The following is a 16,470-nucleotide window of genomic DNA, read 5'->3' on the forward strand; positions in this document are numbered from 1 at the left end:
GGGCCAGGCAAGGAGCCAGGATAGTTTTAGTATCCACAAACAAAATACATAATCCGTGTGATCCGCGGCTTCAAAAATCTTCACATTTCAAACGATTTGAAAGTGCAATGTGCGGAATATTGAATAAGGACGTCAAAGCCTAAAACCGACTAATCGACCCACCCCCGCCGGAGCTGCCGCCGCCCCAGGAGCCGCCGCCGAAGCCGCCGCCGAAGCTGCCGCCACCACCACTACCGAAGCTGCCGCCGGAGCCGATGATGACCGGGCCGGTACTTTGGTGTAGCTTACTGAGGATATGGTTTTTGCGGTCGGTATGGCCGCAGTGGGTGCATCGGTAGATATCGACCGCCAGGCCTTCCGCCCGGTAGGAGGCTTGCGTCACGATCTCGCGCCGGACGTAGGCGAACGTTTTCTGCCCGCAGTTCGGACAGATCCTTTTCCGGTGTTTGTATTTGTAAGCCCAGACGGAAACCACCAGGATCAATAACGGGAAACCGGCCGTGATCAGTAGAAAGATATAAAAAGGAACCGCATCCTCTCCTTCCTCCGCACCGACCATCTGCACCCGTTCGTAATCACTGGCCAACAGGTAATCCTTTACGGCCATCACGCCGTTCAACAGGCCCGCGCTATAGTTTCCCGCGCGCAGCTCGGCGATCATATAGTTTTGCTGGATGCGGTAACAGATCGCGTCGGGCAATACCCCTTCCAGGCCGTAGCCCGTTTCGAACACAATGGATCGCTGCGTGGGTTCGGTGATCAATTGGATCAGTAAGCCGTTGTCTTCTTTCGCTTTGCCCAGTCCCCAAAGTTGGAATAAGTCGGTGGCAAACTGGCGGGCATCGTTCTGCCCGATACTCTCGACAGCGACCACCGCCACCTCGATGCCCAGGCTGTCTTCCAGTAGCTGAAGCGCCTGATTGATATACAACACATCCGCCGGGAGCAGGATCCCGTCGGGATTGCTCACGTGGTTATTCCGATCCGTAAGGCGGGTGTTGGGAATGGTCTTCAGCTTGTACTCCGCCCCGGTCGCCCGATTGACGGGCAACAACAGAAGAAATAAAAGCCAGAGTAGTACCTTCGTTTGATGCATTAGAACTCCACCTTTGGCGCGCGTTCCGCTCCGCTCTCTGCCGTGAAATAGGCTTTGGGGAAGAAGCCGAACATGCCGGAAAAGATATTGTTGGGGAAACGGCGGATATAGGTGTTATAACCTTGTGCCGTCTCGTTGAAACGCTGACGCTCGACAGCGATCCGGTTTTCCGTACCCTCCAGTTGCGCCTGCAGCTCCAGGAAGTTCTGGTTGGCTTTCAGGTCGGGATAACGCTCGACCACCACCATCAGGCGGGAAAGGGCAGAGCTCAGTTCCGACTGGGTCGACTGAAACTGCTGCAGCGCTTCCGGCGTCAGGTTCTCCGGATTGATATTCGTTTGCGAAGCTTTCGACCGGGCTTCGATCACGCCTTGCAAGGTAGACTGTTCATGGGTGGCATAACCTTTGACGGTATTCACCAGGTTGGGGATCAGATCCAACCGGCGCTGGTATTGGTTCTCCACCTGGCTCCAGGCAGTCTTCACCTGCTCGTCCTGCGTGACCATCGCATTGTACACTCCTTTGACCCACACAAAAACCACAACGACCAGAATAATCGGTATTGCGATCCATAAAAGTTTCTTCGACATTTTCTATGGCTGTTAAATTAAACGATCAGACAAAACTACGAAAAAAACAATTCACGACACATTTCTGTCGCATTCATTCGAATGATTGCAATACTTTTTTATCTTTACCGCGTATTCACTAATTTAATAGTTAAACGCATGAAAACCACCATTAAGTTTGTTTGCGCCATATTATTCATGGCTTGTAGTACAACTCTGTTCGCACAGGAGAAAACCGTGCCCAAAGAAATCCTGGGCAAATGGAGTTATGTTTTGGAGAACCCCAATACGGGGGAAAGTTATGATGGGATCTGCACCATCGCCGAAAAAGACAATCAGGTGAAAGCCTTGATGCAGGTAGGCGACAACCCCGGAGTGAGTAGCTCGGCTTTCCGCCCGAATGCCAACGGTAAGTTTTATGCCGACATGGATTTAGAGGGCTATGGCTTCGGCCTCGCCTTTGAATTAGAGGGCGACAAGATCATCTGCACGGTCGAAACCGACTCGTTCGAATTTCCCATCGAGATGACGCGCGTCAAATAAAAGAAAAGGCCGGCAGCCTTTTGAAAAAGGCCGGCGGCCTTTTGGGAAAAGCCGGCAGCCTTTTGGGAAAGGCCGCCGGCTTTTTTATGCTTAAATAGGGGCTATCTGCCGACGCTAACTTTGTAGGTCGTTTCGCCCACATGTACCATATATATACCGGCGGGCAAAGCGAAGGTGGCTGTTCCCTGTATCATCTGGTGGCGCAACAACTGGCCGGTCAGGGTGTAGACTGTCGCGGGCATCCGGGTAGGTGTTTCGATCGCCAGCTGGCCGTCACGGGTGTAGACGCGTACGGCGGCATCGAGTGTCGACATACCGGTGGTCGGGTGAGTCTTCCGCAGACGCACCTCCAGGTTGTGATCTTTTTCAATGGGGTTTAGGATATAGCTATAATAGAAGCCACTGCCCGAGGCTTTAAACGCGGTATCGACTCCATCAACAAGCAATATCACGTTTCGCGCCGTCAGCTTCCGGTCTTGGGGCAGGAACTGCAAGAAGAAGTGGTCGCCCTGGGCGACCGTGTAAAGGCCCGTAGGGTAGCTCGCGTCAATTCCTTCGCCTACCGTCAGGTCGATGGTGTGATAGACAGAGGTAACCGGAGGTACAGGCAGCGTGGCCAAAAGGGTATAGGAAAGGGGGCCAAGGTCAAAGTCAGCGTAATTACTGAAGGTAAACCGCAGTTCGACCTCGTCTTCATCCGTCGGCACGGTGTATGCGCCGGGCCAATCTTCCGTAGGCCATGCCGCCTGGCCGTATTTTACGCCCTGGCCAAGCGAAAGCCCCAGGTCGGCAAGCGTAAGCCGCTGACCGGGCCAGACTTCCATCGACATCCGCTGGCCGGAATAATTCGTCATACAGTTTTCGGGTAAGGCATCCAACAACTGCGTCAGATGGGAGAAAGGGATATAGTTGCGGACACAATAAAAATAGGTTAAGCCGGCACAGACCGAAGGGTCCAGCGTTTGCAGTTTATTGTCCTCGCATTGAAGTTCTTTCAATACCGTTGCCTCCGGGAAAATGAGGGTTTCGATTTCGTTCGCACCGCAACTGAGCACTTCCAAATGGGCTAAGCCTGACAGATCCAGTGTTTGCAGTTGGTTGTCGCCGCAATAGAGTTTTTCCAGCCGGGTAAGTGGCGATACATCCAGTGTGGAGAGCTGGTTGTCGCTACAGGATAATTCTGTCAACCGGGACAAGTGCGACAGGTCCAGCGTTTGCAGTGGGTTACCGAAACAGTAGAGCTTCAGCAGTTCGCTCAGCCCCGACAGATCCAGTGTTTGCAGTTGATTGTCGCCGCAATAGAGTTCCTGAAGATTTGCCAGGCCATTCACTTCCAGCGCATGAATCTCATTGCTGTGAAGGTAGAGCTTTTGCAGTTCCACAAACCCGGTAAGATCGATCTCTCCACGCAATTTCACACTGGGGTCGTAGTCTTCATAATTCCAGTTTATCTCGATGATATAGTTGTTCTCATCGGTGACTATCCCGTTCTTGGGGTCATCCCAAAACGCTTCGATGTAACTATATCCCAAACGCGCATAGTTGGTTTTATTTATCTCCTCGTAGTTCAAGAAGGTTTCCAACACCGCTTTTTCGCTCGCGATATATTCCCGCGTCTCCCCTAAGGCTTCCATCGCGAAGCCGCACAAGAACAGGGGCATGAATACATAAAATAATACTCTTTTCATCTGTTGACATTTTAATTAATGAATACGTGCTTCACTCCCGACAGCACATGACCTATATAACGGTTATATGTTTCTATATCATTTTTTGCCTCTCTCTACTCCCCGGGGGATACAATCCGATAGGTATGCTCCCCCCTGCTGAAGAGCAAAAGTAGAGACAAAAAAAGAGAGAGATGTCACAGATCTCGACGGGGGTGTCTCAAATCTCGAAAAAGATGTCACAGATTTCGACGGGGAAGAAAAACAAGGTTTGTATAACCCTGTTTTTCTATCTGCCGATACTTACCTTATAAGTCGTTTGGCCCAGGCGCACCACATAAACGCCGGCCGGGCAGGCAAAGGTGGCTGTGCCGCATACCTTCTGGCGGTGTAAACATTGGCCGGTCAGGGCATATACCGCCGCGGACACCCGGTGGGGCGTTTCGATCGTCAGCCGTCCGTCGCGGGCGTAGACGCGTACGGCCGCTTCGGGCGTGAACGTACCCGTCGGATCGGTCGGCTCGACCGGCTCGAGGTCTTCCCGCAGGCGGATCTCGATCGTATGATCACGCGTGATGGGGCTTAAGATATAGCTACCGCCATGTCCGTCGGCAGAGGCTTGAAACGGGGTCTCTATGCCGTCGATCAATAAAAGCAGATCGGTCGCTGTCCGCGTCAGATCTTCGGGTGCGAATTGCAGGAAGAGATGATCCCCTTCGGCAACGGTGAATAGGCCCGCGGCGTAGTTGCACGCGATGGCAGGATCCACCACCAGCGTGATCGTATGCGTAACCTGGTTCTCTTTCTCTTCCTCTCCGGCCGGCACCGGATAAGGTTCCGGTTGCCAGGGGAAGTAAGGAGCGGTCTGCCCTCCGGCAATGGTCCATACATTCTCGAAATTCCAGTGCGTGAAGCTCTTTTGGCTGAGCATCCGGGAGCTGTTCAACGGAGAGACGCCGGCATATTCGTCCGTCAAAAGCGTATAAAGATCCGCCATCCCTTCCTCCTCGATTTGCATGGTGGCAGCAATGCCCCATAATCTCTTGTTCGCCCCTTCTTGCTTGAGATAGAAACAGCCGGCGGCCGGTACGGGTTGGTCGGCGTTTTCAAATAACACACCGATCAAACCACCGATAGAAGAACCCGCGTCCGCATTTCCCGCCACAAGCGAAAGGCTGTATGAATCCCTGATCTTTCCGTCCAGGAAACCGATCAAACCGCCCACCTGGCTTCCAGTCCCTTCTGCCGTGACCGTGCCCGTGGCATAACAGGTGGAGAGGATGCCTTGGGATAGCCCGATCAGACCACCAACCGAGCTGCCTGCACCGTTTGCGGCAACCGCCCCCATGGCGTAACAAGAGCTGACGGCACCCGTGTCGTAGCCGATCAGGCCGCCCACCATGCTGTCTTCACCGTTCGCCGTGACCGGGCCCATGGCGTAGCTCGAGGTTATTGTCCCGTAGTTACGCCCGATCAAACCTCCTGCCTTAGCCGTGACATTTTCGGTCTCTACCGTTACGGTAGCCGCACTCTTTGTAATCACACTCTCCTTTTCATTCGAACCGGCTAAGCCACCGATAATCGGTTGTATCCCATCTGCCGTCACCTTGCCTTCGGCAACACACGCGATCATCGCGCCCGCATTTACGCCGGCCAGTCCACCGGCATACATACCCGCAGCCTTCACTGTTCCGGAGAAAGAACCGGAGAGGAGGGTGCCCTCATTCGTTCCGGCCAGCCCACCGATATACTTCTTTGCCGCCAACACCCCGGACACGCGGCAGGAGGTGATTGTGCCCTCATTCGTTCCGACCAACCCGCCGACATACTGTTTGCCTGTGAGGGCTGCGTTGTCGGCCGACACGGCCAGTTCGAGGGTCAGCTCTTCAATCTTTCCCTCTAAAGCGATCACGCCAAAAAGACCGATTTGATTCTCTTCCGGCCGGTTGATCCAAAGGTTACGGATGGTTCTCCCATTCCCCCGGAAGGTGCCTCGAAAGCAGTTGTCAGACTGGGGACCGATGGGTGCCCAACCCTGGCCGGCGTTATAACCGTCACCGTTCTCCGACAGGAATTCTTCGAGGTCGATATCTTCCTCCAGAGAGAAATACTTGTCTTCGCCTTTCTCGTTCAGGTAATACCGTAACGCCGCCAGGTCCTCGGCGGTATAGATCAGGTAAGGATCTGTATCCGAGCCTTTATTGGGAAACCAGGGGAGAACTACCGGCACCGGGAAGTTCTCCTGCTGTCCGATAAAAGAAGGAGAGTTCTCTTCGGAGTACAGGGTCCATACCGTAGAGAAGTCCCAATCCGCGAAATGCGTTTTGTCGGTCATCTCGGCAGCGGTCAACGGAGACAGACCGGGCGCTTCGTCCGTAAAAGGAGTGTACACACCGTGATTCACCGGAATTTCTTTGATGGTGGCAATACCCCATAAGCCTTTGTTGGTCCGCTCTTCCTTAAAGTAGAAACAGCCGGTGGGTATGGGGGCGGGTTGGTTTGATTGTTTATACAATACACCCACTAATCCCCCGACATAAGCCTCCGCGTTCCCTTTTACCAGTGAAAGACTGTATGAATCCGTAAGCATACCACTCATAAAACCGATCAAACCGCCCACCTGGCAATATTTATTCTCCGCCGTCACCGCTCCGGTGGAATAACAATTGGAGATTGTACCTTCGGATACCCCGATCAAACCGCCGGCAGAGCTACTCGGTCCATTGGCCGTCACCGCGCCGGTGGCGTAACAGGTCGTGAGCACGCCATTCTCTTCATCGTTTCCGATCAAACCGCCGACATAGCTATGGTTGCCGGTGGCTGTGACCGCGCCGGTGGCGTAACAAGAGGTGAGTATGCCATCATTGCGTCCGACCAGACCGCCTGCCCGGGCGGAGTTGCTGTCGGTCTCTACCGTAGTGGAGGCATAGCTGTGGGTAATTTCAGCATTTGTTCCATTCGCACCGACTAAACCGCCGATGATTGGGGATTCCCCATTTGTTATTACTTGTCCCTGGGCGCTACAAGAGGAAATAGAAAAGCTGTTTGATCCGGCCAGCCCGCCGACATACAGATCGGTAGACATCACTGTTCCGGAGAACGTAGTCGTAGTCATGCGGCCAGCGTTACTCCCTACGACGCCACCGAGATATATCCCTGCCGTCAGCGTGCCGGAGACATGGCAAGCCGTGATCTCTCCATAGTTCGCCCCTGCCAAGCCACCGACATATTTTTCACCCCTTATGGCCGGTTGATCTTCCGATGCGGCTAATTCGAGGGTCAGATCCAGAACCCCTCCCCCGGAATCAATGGCACCGAAAAGACCGATATTCTCATCTCCCGGCCGGTTGATCCAAAGGTTTAAGATTTTATGCGCGCCCCCGTCGAAGAGACCTTTGAAACCTGTCCTCCAACCCTTGCCGATAGGCTCCCAGCCCTGGCCGGCGTTATACCCAGCACCGGCCGGCGAGAGGAATTCTTCGAGATCGATATCGCTGTTCAGCTTATAATGAGCCGTCAGGTCTTCGCGCACTTGATGGAGTTGGGAGGCATTCTCGATCAGGAAAGGATCACCTTCGATCCCTTTTCCTCCGGCGAACTGCGCGGATAATTGCATACTGATCGCCATCCAGGCGATTGCGATAAATAATAGTTTTTGCGTCATATTCTTTACATTCATTTGTTACTTCTTTTGTCTATTAGTCATTTGGCGCGACTCGGGAGGAGTCCGGATTGCAGGAGGGTCATCCCTGATTCTTTTCTTGGGCGGCAAAAGTAAGGGATCAACCGCAGAATATTGTCTCAATCCTCGGCAAAGATGTTCCAATCCTCGGCAAGAATGTATCAATCCTCGGCAAGGAGGGGCGAAGAACGGCAAAAAGTCAAAAAGCTCCCTTTTCATGCCAACAAAGCGAGTGAAAGCCATTACCTTTGCAGTATGGGAAAGAATAAATTATCCAAGTTTGCAGACATGGAGGAGTATCCGCATGTCTTTCAATATCCTTTCGCGGCCTTAGAAGAAAAGGGGTTTGAGATGAAAGGGTATTGGGGTGAACAGTTCTTTAAGAACGACCATCCGATCGTATTGGAGCTGGGCTGCGGCAAAGGGGAGTACACCGTCGGGCTGGGGAAGCTGTTCCCGGAAAAGAATTTTATCGGAGTAGATATCAAAGGCGCGCGGATGTGGAGCGGTGCCAAAGAATCGCAAGAAAAGGGCATGAACAATGTGGCGTTCCTGCGCACGAGTATCGAACTGATCAACCGGTTCTTCGCGCCCGGCGAGGTGAGTGAGATCTGGCTGACCTTCCCCGATCCGCAGATGAAGAAGGTAAACAAACGCCTGACCTCTACCCGTTTCATGCAGCTCTACCGCCAGATCCTCGTTCCCGAGGGCATCATCCACCTGAAGAGCGACAGTAATTTCATGTACACCTATACGCGGGAGATGGTGAAAGCCAACGCTTACCCTGTGCTCTTCGAGACCGACGATCTCTATCATTCCGACCTGGTGGACGAGATCCTCTCCATCCAGACCTATTACGAACAGCAGTGGCTGGAGCGCGGCTTAAACATTAAGTACATCAAATTTGTTTGTGAAGAAAGAGAAACGCTGATCGAACCCGAAGTAGAGATCGAATACGATGCCTACCGGAGTTTCAATCGCAGTAAGAGAAGCGCGTTAGCCTCAGGAAAATAGAACAAACGTTAACAATATGGCAATATATCCCAAACTTATAGAAGAAGCACTATCGAAAGTGCGTTATCCCGGCACAGGCAAAGACCTGGTATCCGCCGGCATGGTAGAAGACGATATCCGTATCGACGGTAATAAAGTAAGTTTCTCCTTGCTCTTTGAGAAGCCGAACGATCCGTTTATCAAGTCGGTCGTTAAGGCGGCCGAAACGGCGATCCTCACCTATGTAGGTCCCGAAGTGGAGATCAAAGGCAATATCCGGGCCGTCAGCAAGCAGGCGCCGCGGCCGGAGCCGGACAAGCTCCTGCCGCAGGTGAAACATATCATCGCTGTCTCTTCCGGTAAAGGGGGAGTCGGCAAGAGCACCGTGGCGGCAAACCTGGCGGTGGCTTTGGCCGGTCTGGGTTATCAGGTCGGGTTGTTGGATGCTGATATCTTCGGTCCTTCGCAGCCGAAGATGTTCCGTGTCGAAGAGGCCCGCCCGACGATGGTGGAAGTCGGCGGCCGTGAACTGATCGAACCGGCGGAGAACTATGGTGTCAAACTGCTCTCCATCGGCTTCTTTGTCAACAAAGAAGATGCCGTACTCTGGCGCGGAGCGATGGCGAGCAACGCCTTGAAGCAACTGATTGCGGATGCCAACTGGGGCGAACTGGATTATTTCCTGATCGACCTCCCGCCCGGCACGAGCGATATCCACCTGACAATGGTACAGACGTTGGCAATCACCGGCGCGGTGGTCGTCACCACGCCCCAGGAAGTCGCCCTGGCCGATGCCCGCAAAGGAATCAGTATGTTCCAGAGCGATAAGATCAACGTACCCGTCCTGGGCTTGATCGAGAATATGGCGTGGTTCACCCCTGCCGAACTGCCGCAAAATAAGTATTACCTCTTCGGCAAAGAAGGTGGCAAGCGCCTGGCAGAAGAACTGCAAGTCCCTCTTCTGGGACAAATCCCCATCGTTCAAAGTATCTGCGAAGGCGGCGACAACGGCGCCCCCGTCGCCCTCAACCCCGACTCAATCACCGGACAAGCCTTCCGGTCTCTGGCAGAAGCTGTCACCCTTCAGATCCAAAAGAGAGAAGAAGAACTCCCCCCGACGGCGAGGGTACAGATTAAGGGCTAAGGGGAGTAAGGGGTCTAAGGGGCTTAAGGGGTCTAAGGGGCTTAAGGGGTCTAAGGGGCTTAAGGGGTTTAATGCCTTATTCCCCTTAAACCCCTTAAGTCCTTTAAGCCCCTTGGCCCTTAAGCCCTTAGGCTCCTTAAGCTTTAAGCCTTAAGCCCCTTAGGCTCTTTAAGCTCCTTAAATCATATACCTCCGTAAAAACGCCACCGCCCTGTGAATCTCCGTGTACATGATGATGTCGTCTTCAACGAAAGGGACTTCTTTGCGGAAGTCTTTGAGGAATTTCTCCAGGATCGGGGAGGTCTTTGCCGGACGGCGGAAGTCGATGCCCTGTGCGGCATTCATCAACTCGACGGCCAGGATATGATCCAGGTTATCCATGATCTTGAATAGCTTCGTGGCGGCATTGGCGCCCATGCTGACATGGTCTTCCTGCCCGTTGCTCGACACGATCGAATCGCAACTCGCCGGGAAGCAATACATCTTATTCTGGCTCACCATGCTTGCCGAAGCGTATTGCGGGATCATAAAGCCGGAGTTCAAGCCCGGATTGGCCACCAGGAACTCGGGCAAGCCACGCAAGCCCATGATCAACTGTGCCACGCGGCGTTCGGAGATATTACCCAGCTCGGCCAGAGCAATCGCCAGATAATCATACGCCAGTGCCAAAGGTTGGCCATGGAAGTTTCCTCCGGAGAGGATCTTGTCTTCTTCGGGGAAGATCGTCGGGTTGTCGGTCACCGAATTGATCTCGGTCAGTAAGACACCGGAGACATACCGGATCGCATCCTTGGTCGCGCCGTGCACCTGCGGGATACAACGGAACGAATAGGGATCCTGTACATGCTCTTTCTTCCGGGCGATCAATTCGCTGCCTTCCAACAGGCGACGGAACTCCGCGCCGGTCTCGATCTGTCCCTGATGCGGACGGATCTGTTGCAGGCAATCCATAAACGGATCGAGCAAGCCGTCGAAAGCTTCCAGCGATAACGCAGCGATCAGGTCGGCGCGCTTGGAGATATTGAAGGCGCGAAGCAAAGCAAATACCCCGTTAGCACTCATAAACTGTGTGCCGTTCAGGAGTGCCAGCCCTTCTTTACTCTTTAGCTTCACCGGTTTCCAGGCGAACTCATCCAATACGGCGATCGCCTCCCGTTTCTTTCCTTTGTAATACACATCCCCTACTCCGATCAGTGGCAGGAACAGGTTCGCCAGCGGCGCCAGATCACCCGATGCCCCTAACGAGCCACGGTCGTACACGATCGGCAGGATATCGTTATTGAAGAAATCCAGGATCCGCTGTACGGTGATCACCTGCACGCCGCTATGTCCCAAAGACAAGGCCTGCGCTTTCAACAGCATCATCAGGCGAACAATCACCGGACTTACTTCATCGCCCACACTGCAGGCATGGCTCTTCACCAGGTTCTCCTGCAACGTACTCAATTCATCCGGCGAGATACTTTTATTGCAAAGCGAACCGAACCCGGTCGTAATGCCATAGAGCGGACGGTCTGCCTGCTCGATCTTCTGATCCAGGTAGTTGCGGCAACGCTGGATGCGTTCCTGCACTTCCTGACTCAGTTCTAACTTCATATTTGAGCTCAGGATCCGCTCTATCCCTTCAAAGGTAAGCGGCTCCGAGCCGACGTAATACACGTTATTTCTCATTTTCTTGAATTATGAATTATGAATTATGAATTATGAGAACAGGGTTATCTCCTTCTTCTCATAATTCATCATTCATAATTAATTTAAAGTTGTGTTTTAACCCAATCCAGTAGTTTCTTTTCAATCCGGATAGCTTCGGCTTCGAGGTGGTCGGCCTTCTCGGTCATGCGCTTCACGTAGGCCTCGTCTTTGATGGAGGACAGGTTGATGCGCACGTTCAACAGAGCGCCCAGGACGCAGTTACGGGCAGACATCATCGCCACGCAGGCATCGGTCACGGCATTCTGGTTGCCTTTATGGGCGACGTAAATCACCGTTTCCATCACCTCGGCCATCTCTTCGGCTACGCGCATGGGCACGTCGGCAGCTTCTTTGGTGGCATCCTGGATCTCCTGGCTGCGCCGGGCGATTTCTTCCTCGGTCTCCTTGGGAAGCTTGAAGGCATTGAATACCCGGTTGTAGGCATCACTATCCTTATCGATATAGGTAATGAACTTCTGCCGGATGGCTGCCGCTTCCACGGCGATAGCCTGCATCTGCCCTTCGTATTCGGCGTACTTCTTCTTGCCGATCGTCAGGTTGGCCACCATCTCCGTCAATGCGGTTGCGATAGCGCCATTCAGGGCGGCGATACTTCCCCCGCCCGGGACAGGAGTGTTCGAGGCTGTTTCAGCCAGAAAGTCTTTGATTGTCAAGTCTACTAACATGGTCTTTTTATAATGATTAATTATTAATGTTTAATGATTAATTGAAGAGAGGACTTCCCCTCGCTTGATGACTGTGTCGACGATGTTCATGCCGAAGTGATAGGGCAGGAACTTGTACGACGGGTATTGCAACAGGATCATATCGGCTTGTTTGCCTACGTCGATACTGCCGATCCGGTCGGCGCGTCCCAAGGCAGCGGCCCCGTTGAGGGTCAATGCCGTTACGGTCTCTTCGGGTGATAATTTCATATAGATACAGGCAATGGCGATCAACATCGGGATCGATGAAGAGAAGCAACTGCCCGGATTGAGGTCGGAAGCCAATGCGACAGCGCATCCGGCATCGATCATCTCCCGTCCGCGGGCATACGGTTCTTTCAGGGAGAAAGCGGTCAGTGGCAATAAGGTAGCCACGACATCGTTCTCCGCCATCTGCCGGATGCCTTCATCCGAAGCGTGCAAGAGGTGATCGGCGCTGGTGGCTTTGAGGCGTGCCGCCAGTTCGGCTCCACCCAGGGGAACGATCTCATCGGCATGCAGTTTCAAGGCAAAACCCTGTTCGCGTGCCGCCTGCAGGAAGCGTTCGCTCTGCTCGATCGAGAACACCCCTTTCTCACAGAAGATATCACAGAAGCTCACTTGCCAGTCGGGATGGATATTCGGCAGGGCCTCGCGGATCAGGAAGTCGATAAACGCATCCGTCCGTCCGGCAAACTCGGGAGGCACGGCATGCGGCCCGAGGTAGGTCGAGACGATATCGATCGGATGGTCTTTGCGCAAGGCCGCCATCACTTGCAGTTGCAGGGCTTCCGTTTCCAGGTCTAAGCCATAACCGCTCTTGCCTTCTACGGTGGTGACGCCCATCTGCAGAAACTCATCCAGGCGGGGACGGGCAGCGGCATAGAGTGCATCGAAGCTACTGCCGCGGGTGGCCTTCATCGTATTGACGATTCCGCCGCCGCGTTCCATGATCGACATATAACTATCGCCCCGCAGGCGCCAGGAGAATTCCTCTTCCCGGTAGCCGCCGAAGACAAAATGCGTATGACTGTCGACGAAACCGGGCAGTAACGCTTTGCCGCGGGCATCGATCTCGGGGTAATAATCTTCCAGCTGACTAACGACTTCTTCGGTCGGGCCCACATGGGTGATCCGGCCGTTATCGATAGCCACCGCCCCGTCTTCGATAATGCCCAAGTCGGACATTTCCCTGCCTTTCTTAGCCGCAAAGCCGGAGCAGGTGACGAGTTGGGAGATGTTTCTTATTAATAATTTGCCTTCTTTCATAAAGGGGGTAAGGGGTTTAAGGGGTCTAAGGGGTTTAAGGGGATTAAGGGAGGGAAAGGCTTTACCTTAGACCCCTTACTCCCCTTAAACTCCTTAAGCGCCTTATACTCTTTTAGCCATTTAGTTTATACTCTAATACCTGATCCAACGAGAAGTTCTCCAAGCCGAGATAGTAAGAGGCACAGTCGATCAAGGCTTCCATCGGAACGAGGCCGACGATCTCACTGCCGACTACGGGCACGCCGTAGCGACGGGCTTCGATCTTGACGAGTTCGAAAGCGCGATAGATGGCGGTCTTACTGAAGTCGGTCATATTGATCGATACCTGCGTGATGCCGCGATCGGTCAGTTCCACGCCCATCGCCTTGCAATAGCGCAGGCCTCCGCCGATGAAACGGATCTTTTTGGCGATATCGGAAGCGATCTCCAACTTATCAGTTCCCAGGTTTACATTATAAGCAACAAGCGGCATACGGGCGCCGATGGCAACCGTTCCGGCAGTGGCATGACGTTCGGCCGGGCCGAAGTCGGGCGCCCATTCGGGTTGGCGGATCTTCTCGGCCATGCCTTCGAATTCACCTTTGCGCACGGCGGCCAGGTTCTCGCGGTGGGGCGCCGAAGCCGATTTCTCGTACAAGAAGACCGGCAGGTTGTAGCGTTCGGCCACTTCCTTGCCTACTTCTTTCGACAGGGCAATTGCCTCTTCCATCGTACATCCCCGGATGGGAATGAAAGGAACCACATCGACCGCTCCCATACGCGGGTGTTGCCCACTATGCTGTGTCAGGTCGATCAGTTCAACCGCAATACCAATGGCTTCGATCACCGCGGCCTTCAAGGCTTCCGGTTCGCCGACGGTAGTTACCACCAGGCGGTTATGATCTTCGTCGTTGCTGTAGTCCAACAGCTTCACGCCTGCCTTCCCGCGGAAAGGAGAAACGATCTTTTCTATCTTATCCCGATCGCGTCCTTCGCTGAAATTGGGGACGCATTCCATTATTTTACTCCAAGTGCTCATGTTATTTATATTTATAGTTGAAAGTTGAAACTTTCAATTTTCAACTGATTTAACTGTTTCTTTGATCAAGGCATCGTCTGCCAGGTAAGGCAGGGTGATATGGTAATCGGCCGGGTAGTTGGCGTTGAAGAGGGCGCTGGTTTCCATCGCGTTGGCATTGCGCGCCCAGGAACGGCGGGCTACACCGCCCATCACATCCCACAGCATCGCCGAGCGAAGGATCTCATCCACCCGCTGGCTACCGTCCAACACCATGCCGAAGCCGCCATTGATCGATTTGCCGATACCGACGCCGCCGCCGTTGTGCAAAGCGATCAGACTCATGCCCCGCGCCGCGTTGCCGGCAAAGCATTGCACAGCCATATCGGCCATCACATTGCTGCCGTCGTATATATTTGCCGTTTCCCGGAAAGGCGAATCGGTGCCACTCACGTCGTGATGGTCGCGACCCAGCATGATCGGGCCCACTTCGCCGTTGCGCACCATCTCATTGAAGCGCAACGCGATATTCATGCGCCCTTCGGCATCCTGATAGAGGATACGTGCCTGGGTGCCGACCACCAGTTGGTTCTTTTCCGCGTCGCGGATCCAGTTGTAGTTGTCGCGGTCTTGTCCGCGTCGGTCCGGATCGATGCAATCCATGGCTGCCCGGTCGGTGAGGATCAGATCTTCATGGCGTCCGCTAAGGCAAACCCAGCGGAAAGGACCATAACCGTAATCGAACAATTCCGGTCCCATAATATCTTCCACATACGAAGGCCAGATAAAACCGTCTTTATCGTCGATGCCGTTGCGCGAGATCGCTTGCACGCCTGCGTCATAGATGGCCTTCATAAACGAATTGCCATAATCGAAGAAGTACGTGCCTTTGTTCACCAGCTTCCGGATCACCTCGTAGTGACGGATCAGGGTCGCGTCGACAGCTTTGCAGAAGGTGTCGCGATCGCCGGCCAACAAGGCTGTGCGCTCTTCAAAAGTATATCCGACCGGGCAATAACCGCCTTCGTACACGGCATGGCAGGAAGTCTGGTCGCTCAACAGGTGTATCGTTTTCTGGTGTTGCTCCGCATATTCGAGGAGATCGACGATATTCCCATGATAAGCAATGGATACCGGTTGCTTTGCCGCTATCGCTTCTTCCGCCAGGCGGAAAGCTTCGGGCATTTGATCGGTTACATGTTCAACCCATCCCTGGGCGTAGCGCGTTTGGATCCGGGAATAGTCTACTTCGGCCACGATCGACGCGGCACCGGCGATCACTGCCGCTTTGGGTTGAGCCCCACTCATGCCACCCAAGCCGGACGACACAAAGAGGTAACCCCGCAGGTCTTGATCCTGGGGAATCGCGAGTTTCTTACGCCCGGCATTCAGCAACGTATTGAACGTGCCGTGCACAATGCCTTGCGGCCCGATATACATCCAGCCCCCGGCGGTCATCTGTCCGTAGTTGGCTACGCCCATCTGTGCTGCCACGTGCCAGTCTTTCTGGTTGTCGAACATACCGATCATCATCGAATTGGTGATAATCACCCGGGGCGCTTCGGGTTTGGATTTAAACAGACCCAACGGATGTCCGGATTCGATCACCAATGTCTGATCTTGCGTCAGTTGCTCCAGGTAATGCATGATCAACCGGTATTGCATCCAGTTCTGGCACACCTGTCCCGTCTCGCCATAGGTCACCAACTCGTAAGGATAGAGGGCTATATCAAAGCATAAGTTATTATCGATCATCACCTGGAAAGCTTTCCCTTCGATACAGTTTCCTTTGTACTGATCGATCGGCCGGGCTTTCAGATCACCCGCCGGGCGATAGCGATACCCGTAGATACGTCCGCGCGTACGCAATTCCTCCATAAACTCGGGAGCTAATTTTTTGTGCAATGCAGGCGGAATATAACGAAGAGCATTCTTGAGGGCGACCTCGGTCTGGGCGGGGGTCAACGTATATCCCCGGTCCGGCGCACGACGAATGCCCGGAACAAATTCAGGATAGTCCGGAAAGTCGAACAAAGACTCCGGAATGGCGCTGTTTAGATTCATTTTGTTAGTTTTATCATTTAAAACGGTGCGCAAGTTAGTCTTTTTACGCC

At 53.6% G+C, this 16,470-nt stretch carries 12 protein-coding genes; 3 read left to right on the forward strand and 9 right to left on the reverse strand.

What is annotated here, in order from left to right; translation table 11 throughout:
- Window positions 1-139 precede the first annotated feature (139 nt).
- Entirely contained in the window at window positions 140-1,096 is a 957-nt protein-coding gene (locus M2133_RS10735) for a TPM domain-containing protein (RefSeq protein WP_277466125.1), read from the reverse strand.
- Window positions 1,096-1,686: a LemA family protein gene (locus M2133_RS10740; protein WP_277466126.1), complete on the reverse strand. Its 591-nt coding sequence runs from the start codon at window positions 1,684-1,686 to the stop codon at window positions 1,096-1,098. Before M2133_RS10740 ends, M2133_RS10735 begins: the two co-directional genes overlap by 1 nt.
- Window positions 1,687-1,824: 138 nt before the next feature.
- Between M2133_RS10740 and M2133_RS10745 the strand changes: the two genes are divergently transcribed.
- The gene (locus M2133_RS10745) at window positions 1,825-2,208 is read left to right on the forward strand and encodes a hypothetical protein (protein ID WP_277466127.1); all 384 of its coding nucleotides are present in this window, start codon (window positions 1,825-1,827) and stop codon (window positions 2,206-2,208) included.
- A gap of 101 nt (window positions 2,209-2,309) precedes the next feature.
- Here the strand turns inward: M2133_RS10745 and M2133_RS10750 are convergent, their stop codons facing one another.
- Complete coding sequence (locus M2133_RS10750; protein ID WP_277466128.1) at window positions 2,310-3,896, reverse strand: hypothetical protein; 1,587 nt, start codon at window positions 3,894-3,896, stop codon at window positions 2,310-2,312.
- Between the two features lie 268 nt (window positions 3,897-4,164).
- Complete coding sequence (locus tag M2133_RS10755; protein WP_277466129.1) at window positions 4,165-7,554, reverse strand: GLUG motif-containing protein; 3,390 nt, start codon at window positions 7,552-7,554, stop codon at window positions 4,165-4,167.
- Between the two features lie 258 nt (window positions 7,555-7,812).
- Here M2133_RS10755 and trmB point away from each other — a divergent pair, with 258 nt between their 5' ends.
- Both trmB and M2133_RS10765 read left to right on the forward strand, forming a co-directional pair.
- Complete coding sequence (gene trmB, locus M2133_RS10760) at window positions 7,813-8,571, forward strand: tRNA (guanosine(46)-N7)-methyltransferase TrmB (protein WP_277466130.1); 759 nt, start codon at window positions 7,813-7,815, stop codon at window positions 8,569-8,571.
- 16 nt (window positions 8,572-8,587) lie between these two features.
- On the forward strand, window positions 8,588-9,694 hold the full coding sequence (locus M2133_RS10765) for an Mrp/NBP35 family ATP-binding protein (protein ID WP_277466131.1): 1,107 nt from the start codon (window positions 8,588-8,590) through the stop codon (window positions 9,692-9,694).
- A 177-nt stretch (window positions 9,695-9,871) separates the two neighbouring features.
- On the opposite strand, the gene hutH is transcribed toward M2133_RS10765, so the two are convergent.
- The 5 genes from hutH to M2133_RS10790 form a co-directional block, all read right to left on the reverse strand.
- Window positions 9,872-11,365, reverse strand: coding sequence for a histidine ammonia-lyase (gene hutH, locus M2133_RS10770; RefSeq protein ID WP_277466132.1), 1,494 nt, complete (start codon window positions 11,363-11,365; stop codon window positions 9,872-9,874).
- Between the two features lie 83 nt (window positions 11,366-11,448).
- The gene (locus tag M2133_RS10775; protein WP_277466133.1) at window positions 11,449-12,072 is read right to left on the reverse strand and encodes a cyclodeaminase/cyclohydrolase family protein; all 624 of its coding nucleotides are present in this window, start codon (window positions 12,070-12,072) and stop codon (window positions 11,449-11,451) included.
- Between the two features lie 30 nt (window positions 12,073-12,102).
- On the reverse strand, window positions 12,103-13,359 hold the full coding sequence (hutI, locus tag M2133_RS10780; protein WP_277466134.1) for an imidazolonepropionase: 1,257 nt from the start codon (window positions 13,357-13,359) through the stop codon (window positions 12,103-12,105).
- A 112-nt stretch (window positions 13,360-13,471) separates the two neighbouring features.
- Entirely contained in the window at window positions 13,472-14,377 is a 906-nt protein-coding gene (ftcD, locus tag M2133_RS10785; protein ID WP_277466135.1) for a glutamate formimidoyltransferase, read from the reverse strand.
- 33 nt (window positions 14,378-14,410) lie between these two features.
- Complete coding sequence (locus M2133_RS10790; protein ID WP_277466136.1) at window positions 14,411-16,420, reverse strand: urocanate hydratase; 2,010 nt, start codon at window positions 16,418-16,420, stop codon at window positions 14,411-14,413.
- Window positions 16,421-16,470 lie beyond the last annotated feature (50 nt).

The sequence above is a fragment of the Parabacteroides sp. PF5-6 genome, assembly GCF_029504695.1.
GTDB lineage: Bacteria > Bacteroidota > Bacteroidia > Bacteroidales > Tannerellaceae > QVMG01.